Source organism: Actinomadura scrupuli (assembly GCF_050971785.1).
In the GTDB taxonomy this organism is placed as follows: domain Bacteria; phylum Actinomycetota; class Actinomycetes; order Streptosporangiales; family Streptosporangiaceae; genus Actinomadura_E; species Actinomadura_E scrupuli.
Window position 1 is genome coordinate 1,034,079 of record NZ_JBPCCU010000001.1, and the last position, 17,531, is coordinate 1,051,609.

The following is a 17,531-nucleotide window of genomic DNA, read 5'->3' on the forward strand; positions in this document are numbered from 1 at the left end:
TGGACCACGTAGTCCAGACGATATCAACAGAATGGACCACATGGTCCAGACTTAGCCGGCAAAGAAGTCCGCCAGGACCGGGGCGAGCACCTCGGGGTCCACGTCGTGCGTCTGGCCGGCCAGGATGACGAGCCGCCCCTCCGGCAGGGTGTCCGCCACCCGCCGGGCCGCGTCGGTCAGCCGCGCGGGACTGGCCTCGCCGGCGAGGACGAGAGCGGGGGTCGGCAGCCCGCCGACCAGGCCGGCCGGCATCGTGCCTCCGCTGCCGGCGTGCCCCATGACCTCGGAGTCGTAGGCCAGCGTGTGCGCCATCGCCTCCAGCCCCGGCCACATCGGTGCGGACCGCGCCCCTTCCACCATCTCCGGCGGCAGCCCCACATTGGTCATGAACAGTGCGACCGCGCCGCCCCGGTCGCCCTTGGACAGCAGCTCGGCCAGGTACGCGGCGTACTCCCGTGCGCTTCGCCGCGCGGCGTCGTCATCGGCTTCGAAGGGCGGCTCGTACAGCGCGAGCCTGGAGACGGGCAGTCCGTGTGCGGCCGCGCGCAGGGCGAGGACCGCGCCGGAGGAATGGCCGTACAGCGACACCGGCCCGCCGGCCTCGGCGATGAGGGCGGCGAGATCCTCGATTTCACGCTCGACCTCGTACGGCGGGGTGTCGCCGCTGTCGCCCCGGCCGCGGCGGTCATAGCCGATCACCGTGAGACGGGGCGCCAGCAGTCGCATGAGCGGGCCGGCCGATCCCCGGTCGTTGAACGCACCGCCCACCACGATGACCGCCGGGCCCTCGCCCGACCGCTCGAAGGCGATGGGGGTGCCATCCGCCGAGGTCACCTTGTTCATGATTTCTCCCTGTGGTCGTGCCCGGATCCGTGTCCTTCTCCTCTCCGACGAACGGGGCCGGCGCCGGCGGACACCCGGCGGGAACGAAATTCCGGCCGGTCCCGGGTGACGAGTACTAAGGTGCCGTGCATGGGTCCGAACGTCGCGCTCGCGTGCTTCATGAGGCTCCGCCGCGCCTAGCGGCGGGCTGACCTTCCTCTTCGACCAGCTCCGCCGCACCTCGGCCAGCGCCGGTGCGGCGTTTCGCGCTGCCCGGCTCCGAACTGCCTCGCGGAGCACATACCCATGCCTCACCCCTATCAGGGCGGACGACACGAGCTCGGTCAGAACTTCCTCACCGACCGCTCGGTGATCGGCGACATCGACGAACTCGTGGCACGAACCACCGGGCCGATCGTGGAGATCGGGCCCGGGGACGGCGCCCTCACCCTGCCGCTGAGCCGCCAGGGCAGGCCGCTGACCGCGGTCGAGCTGGACCCGGGGGCCGCCCGGCGGCTCAGCGGCCGCGCCCCGGGCAACGTGACCGTCGTCTGCGCGGACATCCTGCGCTACCGGTTGCCCCGGCACCCGTACGTCATCGTGGGGAACATCCCGTTCCACCTGACGACCTCCATCTTCAGGCGGCTCCTGGCCACCGACCACTGGCACACCGCGGTCCTGCTGGTGCAGTGGGAGGTCGCCCGCCGGCGGGCGGGAGTGGGAGGCGCCAGCATGCTCACCGCGAGCTGGTGGCCGTGGTACGAATTCGAGCTGCACGCGCGGGTCCCCGCCAGGTCGTTCCGCCCCGTCCCCTCCGTCGACGGCGGTCTGCTCAGCATGAGCCGCAGGGCGACCCCGCTCGCCGTCGACCGCCGGCGATACCAGGACTTCGTCAAGCAGGTCTTCACCGGCAGGGGGCGCGGCCTGCGCGAGATCCTGGAAGGGACGGGCCGGCTCGGCCGCCGGGCGCTGCGCGACTGGGAACGCCGCAACCGCGTGTCCCCCCAGGCACTGCCCAAGGACCTCACCGCCCACCAGTGGGCATCGCTGTGGCACCTCACCCGCGGCGACGTCCGGACGCCCGGCCGCTGAGATGAGGGACAGGACCTTCTCGCCCCTACACCGCGTCAGAGGGTCACCGGCAGCGTGGTCAGCCGCCAGGTGCCGGGGTCGAGGGCACGCACCTCTTCCAGGGCGACGGCGGGCGCCAGATCGGGAAAACGGCGCAGCAGCGCCGTGAGCGCGACCTCGGTCTGGACCCGGGCCAGCGACGCACCGAGGCAGAAGTGCGGCCCATGGGCGAAGCCCAGATGGCCCTGGGGGCCGGTTGCCCGGCCGAGGTCGAGCCGGTCGGGGTCGGCGAACACGCGCGGGTCCCGGTTGGCGGCGGCGATCGCGGCGATCACGGGCTCACCCCTGCCCACCGGTGTGCCGCACAGCTCGACGTCCTCCCGCGCGTAGCGGGGTATCGACAGCAGCGTGGGCCCGCACCAGCGCGTGAGCTCCTCGACGGCGGGACGCATGAGCCCGGGGTCCGCACGCAGCGCGGCGAGCTGCCCGGGGTGGGAGAGCAGGGCCGCCACGGCGTTGGCGATGAGGTTCGTGGGCGTCTGCCCAGCGAGCACCAGGTGCCAGACCAGCGTCACCATCTCGACGTCGTCGAGCCGGTCGCCGTCCTCGGCCTGCAGGTGGAGGAGGTCGGAGACCAGGTCGTCGGCGGGCCGGTCGCGGCGGCGCGCTATCACCGCCTTCGCGCCGTGCATGATCCCGGGGATGGCCTCGGCGAACCCCCGGCCCGAGCCCGCCGCGATGGTCGCTCCGTACTCGCGCCACCGCGGGCGGTCGGACTCCGGCACGCCGACCAGCTCGCAGATGACCTCGATCGGCAGCGGTCGCGCGAAGTGCCGCAGCAGGTCCACCGAGCCCTGCTCGGCATGGCCCGGCAGGCCGGCGAGCAGGTCCTCGACGATCGGCTCGATCTGCGGCCGGAACTCGGCGGCGCGGCGCGCGGTGAACGCGGGGGAGACCAGCCTGCGCAGCCGCGTGTGCGCCGGCCCGTCCACTTCGCTCATGGTCCGCATGTAGGGCAGGCAGTCCTCGGGCACGTCGGGCCGGAGGAAGCTGCCGGTGTTGATCTCGAACCGCGGGTCGCCCAGCATCGCCCTGGCGTTCTCGTGCCGGGTGAGGACCCACATCGGGCCGAGGCCGGGGATCATGAGCCGCGCCAGCGGCGAGCGCTCTCGCGCGTGCCCGTAGGCGGTGAAGGGGTCGCGCAGGACCTCCGGGTCGGTGAGATCGATCTCGGGGACGTCGTCCGCATCCTGGCTGGCACCGGTCATGGATGGATCCCTCCCAGGATTCACATGTTCAGAACACATGATCTCATCATCTGGATGGTCACGGTATCTTGGATCGGAGCGCACGGCAATACGCCGGGACGAGGAGCACGATGGACCGGCTGACCAGAGCCCAGATGCAGGAGCGCAACCGCGCGAAGGTGCTGACCGCCGCCCGGGACGAGTTCACCGAGCGCGGCTTCCGTGACGCCAAGGTCGACGGCATCGCGGAGCGCGCCGGGCTCACCCGCGGCGGGGTCTACTCCAACTTCCCCGGCAAGCGCGCCCTGTACTTCGCCGTCCTGGCCGACCTGGCCGAACGCGCACCCGAGCCACCACACCCGGAGCCGGGCCGCACCGCCCGCGAAGCGCTCGGCGCGCTGGCCCGTGCCTGGGTCGCCCGGCTACCGCTCACCACCGACGAGCAGCACGGCCCGGCCCGGCTCGGCATGGACCTGATGCCCGAGATCCTCGCGGAGGAGCGCACCCGCCTGTCGTTCGCGCAGCTGATGAAGCTCGACGCGCTCCTGCTCGGCCTGGCCCTGGAGCGGTCGCGGCCCCCCGCCGCTCCGGCCGGCCGGCGGGTGCGCGTCGCGGAGGCGGTGCTCGCCACCCTGCACGGTGCCGCCCAGATGGACGCCGCGGCGCCCGGTTTTCTCGACCCCTTCGACGTCGTCGGTGTCTGCGAGCACCTGACCGGCCTGGATCTCGGCGGCGGGTGGCCGCCCCCGCACCTGCCCTATGTCCCGCCGGCCCGGGATGCCGACGAGCCGTGGTCGCCGCCGCGCGCGACGGACGCGGTGACCGGCGAGCCCGCACGGCTCACCGGCGACGGGGTGGTGGCGATCCTGGGTTTGCACCGGCTCGGGGCCGCCGAGGAGGCGGTACGGGCCGCACCGTCCCAGGCCGAGGTCACCGTCGTCCTGGTCACCGGCGATCCGGACGAGCTGGCGCCGCTGGCCCGGCTGGTCGTCGCCGAGCTGTGCGGCTGCCTGCGCCAGGCCTTCCCGCGGTCGGCATGGCCACGCCTGCAGGTGGTGCACGACGAGGCCGGTGCCCTCGCGGCGGCGGCCGGCGTACCCGCCGTCGGCGACGCCACCGAGACCGCCGTCCGCGTCGAGGCGGGCCGTGTCGTCGCCCGCGCCGACGGCCGCGGCGCGTGTCACGCGGCCGCCTCCGCCGGCCGGCACCCGGCCTCGCCGGAGGACCGCCCCGGCTAGCCGCACTCGGCCGGGGCCGGCACGGTGGGTTAGTGTGATCGTGGAGAGCCGGGAAGTCTGGTCGGCGCAGTCCTCGTCGTGCCGTCTACATTCCGGAGTCGTCTCATGGCCTCGCCGCCCTCGCCGCCCTCGCCGCCCTCGCCGCAGAAGCGTCTGTTCGCGCACCCCAGCTGGCGCCGCGCGCAGGCGGTGGCGTCGGCGCTGCGCAGTGAGACGATCGGCGGTATGGTGCTGCTCGGCGGCGCCCTGGTGGCCCTGGTGTGGGCGAACTCCCCGTGGAGGGGCGGTTACGCCGCCTTCACCGGCGCCAAATTCGGGCCGGCCGGACCCCACCTGGACCTGACCGTGGCGCAGTGGGCCTCCGACGGCCTGCTGGCGGTGTTCTTCTTCGTGGTGGGCCTGGAGCTCAAGCGCGAGTTCGTCGAGGGCGACCTGCGCTCCCCGTCCAGGGCGGTGCTGCCGATCGTCGCCGCGGTCGGCGGCATGCTCGTGCCGAGCCTGGTCTACCTGGCGGTCAACGCGTCGATGACCGGGGGGACACCGCGGGGCTGGGCGGTGCCGATGGCCACCGACATCGCGTTCGCCATGGCGGTGCTGGCCGTCATCAGCACCCACCTGCCGTCCGGGCTGCGCTCGTTCCTGCTGACCCTGGCGGTGGTCGACGACCTGCTGGCGGTGATCGTGATCGCCGTGTTCTTCAGCGGTCACATCAGTGTGCTGCCGCTGCTGGGCTCCCTCCTGGTGATCGGAATCTTCGGCCTGCTCACCCGCCTCCGGATCACCCGGTGGTGGCTGCTGCTGCCGCCGGCGGTGCTGGCCTGGGCGCTGATGCACGCCTCCGGGATACACGCCACGATCGCCGGGGTGCTGCTGGGCTTCGCCGTCCCCGTCGTGGCCCGGAAGGGCGAACGGGTGGGACTCTCAGAACGGTTCGAGCACCGCTGGCGCCCGATCTCGGCCGGCGTCGCCGTCCCGCTGTTCGCGCTGGTGTCGGCCGGGGTCTCGCTCGGCGGTGGCGGCATCGGCGCGGCCGTGCGCGACCCGGCGGGCCTCGGCGTGGGGCTCGGCCTGGTGACCGGCAAGCTCGTCGGGGTGTTCGGCGCCACCTACCTGCTCGCCCGCCTCACCCGCGCCACCCTGGACGAGGATCTGTCCTGGTGGGACGTGCTGGGCATCGCCCTGCTCGCCGGCATCGGCTTCACCGTCTCGCTGCTGATCGGGGAACTCGCCTTCCCGGCGGGCGCCGGCCGTCAGGATCACGTCAAGGCCGCGATCCTGCTCGGCTCCCTGACGGCCGCGGTCCTGGCCGCTCTCGTCCTCCGCTGGCGCAACCGCGTCTACCGGCGTCTGTGCGCCCGGGAGAGCATCGACACCGACCACGACGGCATCCCCGATCTCTACCAGGACCCCGCCCCCGGCCACCCCTGACCCAGCCTCCGCCGCCCTCTTCCCTCCGTGATCATGCAATCGTTCGACGAACGATTGCATGATCACGGAGGGGAAGGCGGTGTCATGTCACCGGGGGACGGCCGGGCCCGAGGTGTTCCCGGTCCGTTCCGGCCGGGGGGTGCCGTACCAGCGCCAGGTCGTGAGGCGGGGGCGGCCGGGGAGTTCGGCGCGGCCGGTGGCCCAGAGCAGGGTGGGCCAGGGGTCCGTGGCCTGCGGGGCGTCCGGGAAGAGCCGGGCGAGCACGCGCGAGCAGAGATCGGCGGGCGGCGTCCAGGTGAGCCCCAGCCCTTCGGCCAGGTCGTGGGTGTGCACCAGCGTCTCCACGATTCCCATCGCGGCGAAGCCCTCCGGATCCGACACGCCGTGGGCGTGGTGGGCACGGACCCGCGACGGTGTCGTACGCACCATGGCGACCAGCAGCGCGCCGCTCGCCTCCAGCACCTGCAGCAGCCCGGCGGGCCCCGCCGCGCGGTCGGCGTGGATCACGTTCGCCGGGCCGCCGGGCCGCCGGCTCTCCCACACGAAGGGCACCTCACCGTCCAGGGGCGGTGTCCTGGGGCCGAGCTGGGCGGCGTAGGCGAAGAGGTCGTCGCTCAGGTGCTCGACGGTCTCCCAGCAGTCCCACTCCAGCGAACCGGCCTTGCCGTCCCAGGCCGCCGCGGGCGCCTCGCGGAGGGCGGCGACGGCGAGCTGGACGGCCCGGTCGAGATCGTCCGCCGTCACCGGGGACGGCGGGGGAACGGAGTCGGCTGATCGGGGCATGACAGGACCGTATCGCGGCCGGCGCAGAGCCGGATCCCGCCCCCGTGACCTGGGTGAATGCGGGCTACGGCCGCAGCCGTACGATCTGCGGGTCGTGGTCACTCGCCTGGTCGGCGTATTCGGCGTTGATGTGGACCACCTGGTACTCCACGCCGCGGCTGCGCGTGTTCACCAGGATGTGGTCGAGCGCCTGCGAGACGCCGTTGAACACGTAGGTGTACCGCTCGTTCACCGGGAGCGTGCCGATCAGGTCGGTCAGGATCGGTGCGCGGGACCCATCGGTCGTCCCGGTCCGCAGCGCCGTGAGCGCCGGGCTGAACTGGAAGTCGTTGAGGTCGCCGAGCACCACCACGCCGGCCTTCCGGTCCACGCGCAGGATCTTCTTCACGAAGTCGTGCACCACCGTGGCCTGACCCACGCGCTGCGTGGCCGACGGCTGCGCCGGGTACTGGAAGCGCCCGTCCGCGTTCTGGTCGCCGAGCTTGGAGTTGAAGTGGTTCGCGATGACGATGACCGTCCTGCCGCGGAACCGGAACTCGCCCGCCAGCGGCTTGCGGCTCGCGTTCCACACCGGATCGGCGGGTTCGACCCGGCCCGGCGACAGGCTGAGGGCGGGTCTTCCCTTGATCTTCCCGACCGAGGTGCCGGTGACCGAGCGGTTGACCGAGGACGGCCCGCGGTCGACGAACGACACCCGCGCCGAGTTGAACAGCAGCACCACCCGGATGTTGCCCCCGGGCTGGCCGCCGTCCTGGTCGTTCACCGGGTCGATGGCGCGCCAGTCGTACCGGGGACCGCCCGCGGCGACGATCGCGGCGGTGAGCTTGGCCAGTGTCTGGTCGGCAGGGACCACGCCGTCGTCGGCCGCGCCCGAGTTGTCCTGTACCTCCTCCACCGCGACGATGTCGGGCCCGGCCAGGTTGGTGACCACTCCCTGGGCGAGCCGCGCGTACTTCGCCGCGGGGTCGCCGGGCGCGAGGTTCTCGACGTTGTAGGTCGCCACCGCGAGCTCGCGGGAGCCCTGGGCGGCCGCGACGACCGGCGGCAGGTCGCGGCGCTGGACGGCACCGAGCTGCGTCGCGGCGATGGTGTACCCGCCGAACTGGGAGTAGTCGACCGGCCCGGCCGTCGCGCCGGTGAACACGTCGCCGACCGACGTGCCCGGTCTGCCGCCGTCGGCCGGTACGACCTCGATGCGGCCGGAGGGGATGGCGTTCCCGGCGAGGAGCTCGGTGCCGCCGCGGTACGTGGTCGCCTGCGCCGGCTTGGTCGTGACGAACTGCTCGCCGAAGCCGTTCGACGGGCCGACCACCCTGGCGTCGTCCACCTGGACTCGCATCCCCTCCCGGGACTCCCAGAAGTCCAGCGCCGAGCGTGCGGGGTCGACCGGAGTGGACTCGATGTTGCCGCCGCCGAGGTCCGGCGCGTAGGCGGCGGGCACGGTGGCCGGGGTGATGACCTCGGCGGCGGGCAGCGACTCGCCGTGCGAGAGCACGATCGCGGTCGGGCTGCCGATCTCGGTCACCGACAGGTTCGAGGTCGCCGGTACCGTGTCGCCGCTCGACAGCGGGTAGAAGTCCTTGACGCCGCCCGACACCAGGACGGAGTCGCCCACCGCGACGCCGGGTGAGGAGGTGAAGACGAAGATGCCCTCGCTGGTGGCCGGGTCGGCGTCGGGGTTCGGGTCCTGGATCCAGTAGCCCCTGCTGCTGCCCACCGGCCGGATGCCGGTGACGATGCCCGGCACGTTGACGACCTGCTCGCCGTTGTGCGGCGACAGCCAGCCGGTGCCCTGCAGGTCGTGGATGCGCAGCGGCCCCGGCTCGCCTCCGCCGGTGCCCCCGCCGCCGTCGGACGGGTTCGCGGCGCCGGGCGTCGGGGCGGCGGCGAACAGGTCGCCGGAGTTGTCATCGCTGTCGGGCCTGCCGTTGCGCTGCACCGAGTCGGTGTTCGACGCCCCGCCGGCGGGAGCCGTCTCCCGGAGCGCAGCGGTGCCGTAGCCGACGAGATCGACCGAGCCGCTCTGACAGGACGCCGAGTCGGCGCAGGTCAGCGCGGTGGCGTTGGAAACCAGGGCGACCGTGCCGCTGGTGGCCGACATGCTGATCGTGCCGGTGGCCTGGGGCGCCGGCAAGGGCTGCGTGCCGCCCGCGCCCGGCGCCTCGCCGACCAGGTAGACCCCGCCCGGCGGGATCGAGCCGCTCAGCGGTGTCACCTGCCAGGCGCCGGTCGCGCCGCCGGAGTGGTACTGCACCGACCAGCCGGCCAGGCTCACGGCCGTCTCACCGCGGTTGGCCAGCTCGATGAAGTCGTTGGTGTAGGTGGCGCCGGAGTTCCCGCCACCGCCGTACACCTCGTTGACGACCACGGACGCGGACGGCGTCGCGGACGCGGGGGCGCCGGCGGCGACGAGCGTACCGGCGAAGGCGAGCCCGCAGACCGTGACGATCGTGGTCGCCTTCTTGAGGCGGGGGGGAACACCAGCACGCACGAGATCCTCCGATGGCCGACAAGATCGTATCGTCGGCCACCATGATGAACACAGGATGACGCCGCCGAGAAGGTCAGTGGCAGGCAGCGGCCAGATTCTCCGGCCTCCGCGCCTATCGGGGCGCTCGCGCCGGTGGCTCTTCCACGGCCTGCAACAGCCCCCAGACGAAGTGGGCGACGTACGGGCGCGCGCCGTCACCGCCGTCACCGTCGCCGCCGGGCGCGGAGAAGGTGACCTGCCATCGGCTCGGCACGTTGTCGGCCCGGTGCCCGGCCGGCGCGAACCGCGCGGCCACGTCGCCGACGACGTACTCCCACGGCGTCAGCTCCGAGACGTGACCCGGCCACGGCGCCGGGGCCGCCTCCGGCCGGACCAGCCACTCGTGCAGGATCGACCCGTCGGGTCCCAGGAGCGCCTCGAACCGCAGGTCGGGCCAGAGCGGCAGGGACCACCAGGCGGCACGGCAGACCACGTCGCCCCAGCGCCGGTCCGCGGCGCCCTCCGGCGGGCCGAGCACCCACCGGAGCCGGCGCTCGTCGCGGGGGAACCGCGCCGACCGCAGGATGCGCTGCCATCTGGCGTTGACCTGACGCGACTCGGTATGCGAGGCGTCGAGCGAGCGGAGCGCGGAGGCGACGAGATCGGGCTGGTAGTCGGCCATGCGCCGGAGCAGGACCAGCTGGAACTCGCGGCGGCCGAAGCCTTTCATGAGCGGTCCTTCATCGGGTGCGGTGTACCGCCGAGCGTCTCGCGGCGGCCGGGGCACGGCGAGTACGGCCCGGTCGCGCAGTCACCGTTCCCACGGTAGGGGACGCGCCCGGCTGGGCGCGTCCCCTCCACCCGGGTCAGCCGTTGGTGAGCACGACGGGGCCGATCGTGGAGTTCGCGGCGAGCCAGATCGCGCCGGTGCCGGGCACCGAGGTCAGCCCGCTGATGGCCATCTCGGACGCGCCCCACGGCGTCGCCAGGGTGACGCGCTGCCAGGCGCCGCCGGTGTAGGACATCAGGATCGGTCTGCGCCGGGGGTAGCCGTCGACGATGACCGTCTCCTGGCCGCCCGCCCAGACGGTGCCCGAGCCGTCCAGGACCAGCTCCACGTTCGTGACACCGGCGGGCAGGTCCACCTGCGACCAGGCGGAGCCGTTCCACCGGACGACGTAGCCGGCGCCGCTCACCGTGGCCCAGACGTCGGTGGCCGTGACGGGCAGCACCCCGGTGAGCCTCGGGTCGTTGCGGGGGTACGCCACCGGCTGCCAGGCCTGGCCGTCCCAGTGGGCCACGGCGGCACGGTCGAAGCCCGATCCCCGGAGCGCGCCCACGGCCCACGCGTCGGTGGCGGTGCGCGCCCGTACGTCCATCAGGTACGAGATGTCACCGGCCGGGGTGGCCTGCCAGGTGCCGCCGACCCTGCGGTACAAGCCGGTGTCCCCGTTGAGGACCGAGGTCGTGAGCCAGGTGCCGCTCTGGCCGGCGAACACCTTGACATAGGCGTCGGGCACCGGTGATTCGATCTTGGTGAACGCCGAGCCGTCGAAGTGGGCCAGGTAACGCGGCTGGTACGGGAAGTCGGAGGCCACCCAGACGTCGTCGGGCGCGGCCGCGGTGACCATCGAGAGCTGGCCGTTGCCGCTGTAACCCGGCAGGGGGTACTCCTTCCACGCCGAGCCGTTCCAGCGGCGGGCGACCGGGTTGCCGTCGCTGCTCCACGAGCAGCCCCAGCTGGCGATCTGCGGGATGCAGATCGCCCCCTGCACACCGGTGATCCAGACGTCGGATGGACCCGCCGCCGAGATGTCGGTGAGTCCGGCGTTCGGCCAGAGGAACGGAAGCCCGACGCGGCGCCAGTCCCCGGCGGCGGTCTGGGCGGATGCGGCCGGAGCGGCCACAGGTGCGATGCAACAGAGCAGGGCCAAGATGGCCAGGGCGCGTTTCATAGAAGAATAATGGTGTTCATCAATCTAGAAGTCTTGTCACTATCCGACAGTTCGCCCGTCATGCCGGGGACGGGCTCCCGGTGGTCCGGGCACGGGCGAACTCGCGCAGGGTCTGCGGGGGGCGCCCGCCGATCTGCTGGATCGCCTCGGTCACCTGGTAGAGGTGGTGGCCGCTTCCGATGGTGCGGAAGAGCTCCCACAGGTGGGACAGGTGCTCGACCGCGGTGGGGTCCCGGTAGAGCCCCGTCGCCGTGCGCTCCCACTCGCGCGGGTCGCGGTCGAGGTAGGACACCCCGTCGCCGAAGGCCGCGGCGGCCTCGCCGATGGTCATGACCTCGCCGGTCAGCAGGCAGATCGGGTCGGCCGCGCCGCCCGGCCCGGTGAGGAGACCGGCCGCCACCCGGGCCACGTCGGTCCCCGCGATCAGCGGCAGCACCGTCTCCGGCGATCCCAGGGGAAGGGCGAGCTCGTGCCCGCCGCCCGCCCGCACCAGGACGGCCAGGTTCTCGAAGAACACCGCGGCCCGCAGGTGGACCGCGCCCACGCCGGCCCGGTCGAACAGCTGCTCCGCCACCCAGTGCCGGCGCATGTGCGGGGTGCCGGCATAGGGGTCGGCGGCCAGCTGCGACACCTCCACCACCCGTTCCAGCCCCTCGTGCCGGGCCGCGGCGGCGAAGACGGCCGCGGCGTCGAGCATGCCGTCGGTCACCGGGTACGTGAAGAACGCCCGGCGCACGCCCCGGACGGCCGGGATCACCGAAGTGATCTCTCGCAGGTCGCCGACGACGACCTCCGCCCCCGCGGCCCGGAGCTCCGCGGCCCGCGCGTCATCGGTGCGCACGAACGCCCGCACGGCCTGGCCGCGCTCCAGCAGCATCCGTACGACATGCCGGCCGGTCGAACCCTGCCGGCCGCCCGCGGCTCCCGTGACCAGTACCGGTTCCATGGTGTCTCCTCCGTCGGGTCTCACAGGGTTCGGGTCTCACAGGGTTCGGGTCTCACAGGGTGAGGGTGAACGCGCCGAGCCGTTCGAGCGCGGAGAGGAAGGGGCCGGCGGGAAAGGCCTCGGCGGCGCTGAGGACGCCGCTCTTGGCGGGCCCCTCGCCGGCGGCCAGCCGGACGGCCGCCTCCACCGAGGCCAGCGCGCCGGCCCGCCAGAGGTCGTGCCCGGACACCTGGCCCGCGCGGCCCGCCCGGCCCGCGATCGCCTGGACGGCGACAGTGAACTCGCTCCGCGCCCGCGCCTCCGCACCGGCGTCCTCGCTGGTGAACACCTCGTCCTCCTCGAAGGTTCTGGCGGTCAGCATCGCCTCGACCTCGCGGGTGGCCACGTGCCGGGGGACGGTGACGACCTCCGGGAAGGGCACGGGGGCGATCATCGTGCGAGGGCCGAGCGGCGGAGGGAAGGGGAACACGGTGTTGCGGGGCTCCACATAGCCCACCCGCAGCACGCCGTCGGAGAAGGTGATCCGCTGGGTCTCGGCGAACAGCTGCCGGGCGGTGTTCAGTGCCCCCGTGGTCATCCGCCAGCCGGTCACCGCGTACGCGATCGTCACCCGATCGATGTCGGTCAGGCCGTCGGTCACGGCGGCGGCGAGCAGGTCGCCGAAACCGCCGTAGAAGCTCAGCCCGGGGATCATGGTGGCGCCGTTGCGCTGGGCCGGTGCCTGGAACGCGTCGAACATGTGCTTGACATGGTGCGGCTCGACGGCGTGGTCGACGTAGTGACAGCCCGCCTCGGCGGCGGCCGAGGCGACCGGCTCGCCGGTGACCGAGAAGGGCCCCGCGCAGTGGATCAGCACCGTCGCGCTCTCGGCGAGCTCGCGCAGGGCCGCCGCGTCGTCCAGGGCGGCCGGATGGGCGCGTGCGCCGGTCTCGCCGGCCATCGCCCGGAGCGCCGTGGCGTCGCGCCCGGCCAGCACGACGTCCTGGCCCCGGGCCAGGAGCTCGGCGGCCACCAGACGCCCGGTGTGCCCGTTGGCGCCGTAGATTGCAATGACCCTCGTGGTCATGACCACTCACTTCCATACCGGGGGTATGTAACTTGATTCGAACGTACGTTCCCTCCGTAGGGCCCGTCAAGGGGGTGACATGACTCGACGCACTCAGGCCGAGCGCTCGGAGGCGACGACGGCCGGCCTCGTCGCCGCGGCAGAGCAGTTGTTCGGCCGGGACGGTTACGCCGCCACCACGATGGAGGCGGTCGCCGCGGCGGCCGGAGTGACCAAGGGCGCGGCCTATCACCACTTCCGCACCAAGGCCATGTTGTTCCGGGTGGTGTTCACCCGTGAACAGCAGCGGATCGCCGCGATGCTGGAACAGGCCGCCGGGCGGGAGCCGGATTCCTGGTCCGGGCTGCTCCGGGGCTGCCAGACCTTCCTGGAGCACTGCCTGGACCCCCGGTTCCGGCAGATCGTGCTGCTGGACGGGCCGTCGGTGCTCGGCTGGGAGACGGTCCGCGAGATCGACTACGAGCACACGCTACGGGTGCTGACCGGCGCCCTGCGCGCCGCCGCCGCGGACGGCCGGATCGTCGGCGGCGACCTCAACGCCCGCTGCCAGCTGATCTTCGGGGCGCTGTGCCAGGCGGGCATGCACCTCGCCCGGTCCGACGACCCGGCGGAAAGGCTGCCCGCGGTGGTGAAGGAGGCGCATCGCCTCCTCGGCGCGCTCACACCCGGCCCGCCGGACGACGACCACGGCCGCTAGGAGGGCGCCGTCCGCGGCCGGGATGCCGGCTGACGGCGGGCAGAACCGATCGGACGGCGAAGTCGGGACCTTGGGCCCTGACCTGCGGAGTCGTATCCGCCCACGCTGGAGGCAAGGGCGTGCCGGCGAGCAGGGGAGAGACCACGAACCGATGAGGCGGCAGGCCCGCGGGTAGCGACTGACGCGGCAGGAGAGCGGTGCGACGGAGCCTTCCGCGCGATCCGAAGGAGACAGGAGATGGCTGGGACCGGATGCGACCCGCACATCCTCGTCGGCTATGACGGCTCCCCGCAGAGCGAGCAGGCCCTGGAGTGGGGAGTGGAGGAGGCCCGGCTCAGGCAGCTCCCGCTCACGGTCTGCCACGCCTGGCACTGGCCCTATCCCTTCCGGCAGCAGACGGACGGAATCGCGAAGATCACCCAGGAGATGGGCCAGGTCGTCCTGAACAGCGGTGTGACCGCGGCGCGCAGGCTCGGCGACGAGCTGGACGTCCGGCCGTTGCTGGTCAAGGGCCTGCCCCATGCCGCGATACTCGACGCGGGCTGCGGCGCGGAGCTGATCGTCCTGGGCTCCCGGGGCAACGGGGGCTTCGAGGAACTTCCGGTCGGTTCGGTCGCCGCGCAGGTTCCCGCCTACGCCGTCTGCCCGGTCATCGTGGTCCGGCCGCTGCCGGCCGGGCGCCCGCATCCCGTACGCATCCTCGTCGGCGTGGACGGCTCTTCGACCAGCGAGGCCGCACTCGGATTCGCCTTCCAGGAGGCCGCCCTGCGCGACGGGACGGTGCACGTGCTCTGCAGCTGGTGGGATCCGGGTGCCCTGCCGGGCCCCGAACGGGCCGCCTTCACCGATCCGGAGGCGGTGCGCCAGGAGGCCCAGACCCGGTTCGAGAGGGCCATCGCGCCGTGGCGTGCGAACTGGCCGGAGGTACCCCTGGAGACCGATTTCCAGATCGAGTCCCCGCGCCGCGCACTCCTCGCGGCGGCCGGCGACGCGACGTTGCTCGTCGTCGGAGACCGGGGACTCGGCTCGGCTCCCGGCATGCTGCTCGGTCCGGTCGCCCAGGCGGTGCTGCACGAGGCGCCCTGTCCCGTGGCCGTGGTCCACGCGCCGAACCGGTCCCGGTACCAGCGCGGCCCCAAGCAGTGCCCGGCGGCCGAAGCCGCCTGAGTGGCGGACGGAGCGGTCGCCGGAACCGGTCTCATGCCTTCATGGTCACCACTATGGTCACCACGGGTCGGGGTCGGTCACCACTGGTCGGGCCGGTTTCCGGGCAGTCCCCAGCGGACGCCCGCCCGTTCCCAGTCGGCGTCCCACCGGCGGTAGCGGTTGCGGTCCATCCGCCGCCGGGTCGCGTAGTAGGGGATGCTGAACGAGATGGCCAGCATCAGCATCACCCCGACGGCGGCCATGCCGGTGTCGGTGACCGTCTGAGAATGCCTGCGGGGCTGCGGGGTGAGATGACCGGACCGGTCGACCCAGACCCGGGTCCTCCCGTCGGTGAGCACCTTGCTGCCCTGGTAGTCGGCCGTGTGCCAGGTGCCGTCGGCCTCCCGCCAGGTCACCCGCGCCGTCCTGGTCGCGGTGGGGTCGGTCACCGTCCCGACGACCCGGTGGCGTTCGGTGGCCTGCGTCTTCTCGGCACGCACTCCCGCCGCGTACACGTGGGAGCCGATCGGGAACACCGCCAGGGAGGCGGCCACCAGGTAGAGCGCCACCAGCAGCAGGGCGACGGCCGACTGGATGTGATCTTCGCGGCGCCTCATGGGGTTGCGGTCCAGCCCGGCCCGCCGCCGGGCACGATCCAGTCTCGACAGGATCCGGTGCGGCTCGGCCTCCATCGGGTTCCTCCCCAGCCTTTGTACCTCTCTCGACGGTACGGCCGGGCGCCGGGACGGGGGCAGGGGCCACAGGTCCCGGGGGAGTGGGCCGTTGGTCCGCGCTGTCGCACTCCGGCCGCTCACCGCTGGGAGAGCGCCTCGATCACTCGCGGGAGCAGCACGGCGTTCCAGGTTCCGATGGGCACCTTGATCGCCTTCTTCGGCTGCTCGCCCCTGCGGGCGAATATGCGGACATAGGGATGCTTCACCTCGGTGCCGGCGATGTCCTGCCAGGCGACGGACCTGCCGAAAGGGCCGCTCCTGCGGACACCCTGAGGGTCGAGCCGCACCCCCGCGCACTCGGCCGTGCCGCCCCCGCGCACGGTCATCACCGCCTCGGCCGCCAGGCGGCCGCACACCCGCTCCTCGAGGATCTCGACCGCTTTGATCCACTCCGCTCGATTGCGTTCCCGCCGTTCGTGGTCGATCTTGTTCTTCAGCACACCGGTCGTGCGCGAGGTCAGCTTGAAGCGCGTCTTCTTCCTCGCGGCGTTCCCCACCTCGATGCGGTAGGTGGTGCCGACGTAGCCGCCGTTGACATAGCTGTCCACGGCGCCGTATCTGACCCGGTCGATCTCCGGCCAGGCGAAGCTCACGCCGGAGACGTCGAGCCCCTCGTCGGTCATGGTGAGGACGCGTGTGTTCCTGTCGCCGGGGCTGGATTCCACCTTGAGGAGAACGGCTGCCACGGAACTCCACCCTCCGCAACGCGGGCCGGATGTCCCGGCCGGGGTCTGTCATGCGACCGGCTGACACTTTAGGCGAAACGAGGGCGCCCAGGGCGATCGGGCGCGGGCCGCCACGCGGCCACCGCCGGTGCCGGCGATCGCCTCGACCGGCGTGAGTCGCTGGTACGGAGCCGGATTCGGTCCGTATCAGGGCTCTCGCCCATGGTGGTCACACGATGACGTTCCGTGGCCGGCCGACCGGGATGTACTCCAGGACCGCGTCCACGAGGAGGCGGGCGGGCTCCTCGTAGCGGGTGCGCAGCTCGCGCAGCACCCGCTCGCCGCGGTACGCGGGCCACTCCGGCGGGAGGTGCTCGGCCGGCAGCCGGGGGTCGATCCGGATGAGCTGGAGCCACTCGGTGGTCATCCAGAGGAACCGGGCCAGGTCGTCGGGGGCGCCCGGCAGCGGGTCCGGACGGTCCCAGCGGTCCAGGAAGGCGCGGTAGCCGGCCGCGAGGCGGTCGAGATCGTAGGCGTCGCGGATCATCTCCGGGACGTCCGTCGGCTGCTCCGCGGCACCGCTGAACACCTTGACGTGGCCGTTCAGGCCGAGGCCCGCCACGAGGGGGGCGACGTCGACCCTGGACGGGGCGATCCACATCCCGTTGCCCAGCGACCCGAACCCCGCCCAGGTGAGCCGGGAGCGAAGTCCGTGCCTGCGGTCCTGCCAGGACTCGGGCATGGAGAAGGCGAGCACCGTCCACCGCCCGTCCCAGTCGTCGTTCACTGCGCTGGCCGTCCACACCCGGCGTTCGCCGTCGAGCAGGATCCGGGTGGAGCTCTCGGTGAGCCCGAAGTGCATCCGCCTGCCCTGCCGGTGCCGGGAGAGCAGGTCCTTGCCGACCATGCGCGTCAGCGTCGAGCGGATCGCGTGCTCGCCGACCCCCAGCCGCCCGAACAGCTCGATGAAGCTGCCGGAGAAGACGGCGATGTCCCGCTGGAGGACGTAGTTGCCGAGGAACGTGAGCATGAGCGACTGCGGCCGGAGCCGAGGCGAGTCGTCTTCGGGGGGCTCTGGATGCACCTGGTCCGGCTCCTCTCCCGCCTGCGCGGCCAGGTCCGTCCGGAGCCCGGCAGCGAGCGGTTCGATTATTGTTGGGCAGATTATTGACTGTCGTGAAATACGCGCCTAAGTTCAGCATACCTCTCCACCCGGCTCGCAGCCGGGAGGGGCTCGGCAGACCCGATCCACCCCCAGGAGGT

General features: G+C 72.7%; 16 protein-coding genes. 5 read left to right on the top strand and 11 right to left on the bottom strand.

Annotation, left to right across the window (positions count from 1 at the left end; all coding sequences use genetic code 11):
- Positions 1-51 precede the first annotated feature (51 nt).
- A complete protein-coding gene (locus ACRYCC_RS04770; protein WP_433809082.1) occupies positions 52-843 on the bottom strand; it encodes an alpha/beta fold hydrolase in 792 nt (263 codons plus the stop codon).
- A gap of 285 nt (positions 844-1,128) precedes the next feature.
- Here ACRYCC_RS04770 and erm point away from each other — a divergent pair, with 285 nt between their 5' ends.
- Positions 1,129-1,914 carry a 23S ribosomal RNA methyltransferase Erm gene (gene erm, locus ACRYCC_RS04775; protein WP_433809084.1) on the top strand — a complete coding sequence of 262 codons (786 nt, stop codon included), beginning with the start codon at positions 1,129-1,131 and terminating at the stop codon, positions 1,912-1,914.
- A 35-nt stretch (positions 1,915-1,949) separates the two neighbouring features.
- Here the strand turns inward: erm and ACRYCC_RS04780 are convergent, their stop codons facing one another.
- Positions 1,950-3,161 (bottom strand): cytochrome P450 family protein, encoded by a 1,212-nt coding sequence (locus tag ACRYCC_RS04780; protein WP_433809086.1) that lies wholly within the window; start codon positions 3,159-3,161, stop codon positions 1,950-1,952.
- 110 nt (positions 3,162-3,271) lie between these two features.
- Between ACRYCC_RS04780 and ACRYCC_RS04785 the strand changes: the two genes are divergently transcribed.
- Positions 3,272-4,378 carry a TetR/AcrR family transcriptional regulator gene (locus ACRYCC_RS04785; protein WP_433809088.1) on the top strand — a complete coding sequence of 369 codons (1,107 nt, stop codon included), beginning with the start codon at positions 3,272-3,274 and terminating at the stop codon, positions 4,376-4,378.
- A 105-nt stretch (positions 4,379-4,483) separates the two neighbouring features.
- Complete coding sequence (gene nhaA / locus ACRYCC_RS04790) at positions 4,484-5,806, top strand: Na+/H+ antiporter NhaA (RefSeq protein WP_433809090.1); 1,323 nt, start codon at positions 4,484-4,486, stop codon at positions 5,804-5,806.
- Between the two features lie 87 nt (positions 5,807-5,893).
- Here nhaA and ACRYCC_RS04795 read toward each other — a convergent pair whose 3' ends face one another.
- The 6 genes from ACRYCC_RS04795 to ACRYCC_RS04820 form a co-directional block, all read right to left on the bottom strand.
- Positions 5,894-6,589 (bottom strand): hypothetical protein, encoded by a 696-nt coding sequence (locus ACRYCC_RS04795; RefSeq protein ID WP_433809092.1) that lies wholly within the window; start codon positions 6,587-6,589, stop codon positions 5,894-5,896.
- A gap of 64 nt (positions 6,590-6,653) precedes the next feature.
- Positions 6,654-9,080 (bottom strand): DUF8508 domain-containing protein, encoded by a 2,427-nt coding sequence (locus ACRYCC_RS04800; RefSeq protein WP_433809094.1) that lies wholly within the window; start codon positions 9,078-9,080, stop codon positions 6,654-6,656.
- A gap of 112 nt (positions 9,081-9,192) precedes the next feature.
- Positions 9,193-9,789 carry a hypothetical protein gene (locus tag ACRYCC_RS04805; RefSeq protein WP_433809096.1) on the bottom strand — a complete coding sequence of 199 codons (597 nt, stop codon included), beginning with the start codon at positions 9,787-9,789 and terminating at the stop codon, positions 9,193-9,195.
- A gap of 136 nt (positions 9,790-9,925) precedes the next feature.
- On the bottom strand, positions 9,926-11,014 hold the full coding sequence (locus ACRYCC_RS04810; RefSeq protein ID WP_433809098.1) for a beta propeller repeat protein: 1,089 nt from the start codon (positions 11,012-11,014) through the stop codon (positions 9,926-9,928).
- 58 nt (positions 11,015-11,072) lie between these two features.
- The gene (locus ACRYCC_RS04815) at positions 11,073-11,960 is read right to left on the bottom strand and encodes an NAD(P)H-binding protein (RefSeq protein ID WP_433809100.1); all 888 of its coding nucleotides are present in this window, start codon (positions 11,958-11,960) and stop codon (positions 11,073-11,075) included.
- A gap of 52 nt (positions 11,961-12,012) precedes the next feature.
- Positions 12,013-13,026 carry a saccharopine dehydrogenase NADP-binding domain-containing protein gene (locus ACRYCC_RS04820; RefSeq protein WP_433809102.1) on the bottom strand — a complete coding sequence of 338 codons (1,014 nt, stop codon included), beginning with the start codon at positions 13,024-13,026 and terminating at the stop codon, positions 12,013-12,015.
- Positions 13,027-13,105: 79 nt separating this feature from the next.
- On the opposite strand from ACRYCC_RS04820, the gene ACRYCC_RS04825 reads away from it, so the two are divergent.
- Both ACRYCC_RS04825 and ACRYCC_RS04830 read left to right on the top strand, forming a co-directional pair.
- On the top strand, positions 13,106-13,723 hold the full coding sequence (locus ACRYCC_RS04825) for a TetR/AcrR family transcriptional regulator (RefSeq protein WP_433809104.1): 618 nt from the start codon (positions 13,106-13,108) through the stop codon (positions 13,721-13,723).
- Between the two features lie 237 nt (positions 13,724-13,960).
- Positions 13,961-14,890: a universal stress protein gene (locus ACRYCC_RS04830; protein ID WP_433809106.1), complete on the top strand. Its 930-nt coding sequence runs from the start codon at positions 13,961-13,963 to the stop codon at positions 14,888-14,890.
- 77 nt (positions 14,891-14,967) lie between these two features.
- Here ACRYCC_RS04830 and ACRYCC_RS04835 read toward each other — a convergent pair whose 3' ends face one another.
- From ACRYCC_RS04835 to ACRYCC_RS04845, 3 genes are all read right to left on the bottom strand, one after another.
- A complete protein-coding gene (locus tag ACRYCC_RS04835) occupies positions 14,968-15,561 on the bottom strand; it encodes an Rv1733c family protein (RefSeq protein ID WP_433809108.1) in 594 nt (197 codons plus the stop codon).
- A gap of 119 nt (positions 15,562-15,680) precedes the next feature.
- Positions 15,681-16,289 carry a hypothetical protein gene (locus ACRYCC_RS04840; protein WP_433809110.1) on the bottom strand — a complete coding sequence of 203 codons (609 nt, stop codon included), beginning with the start codon at positions 16,287-16,289 and terminating at the stop codon, positions 15,681-15,683.
- A gap of 208 nt (positions 16,290-16,497) precedes the next feature.
- On the bottom strand, positions 16,498-17,352 hold the full coding sequence (locus ACRYCC_RS04845) for a PaaX family transcriptional regulator (RefSeq protein ID WP_433809112.1): 855 nt from the start codon (positions 17,350-17,352) through the stop codon (positions 16,498-16,500).
- Positions 17,353-17,531: the final 179 nt, after the last annotated feature.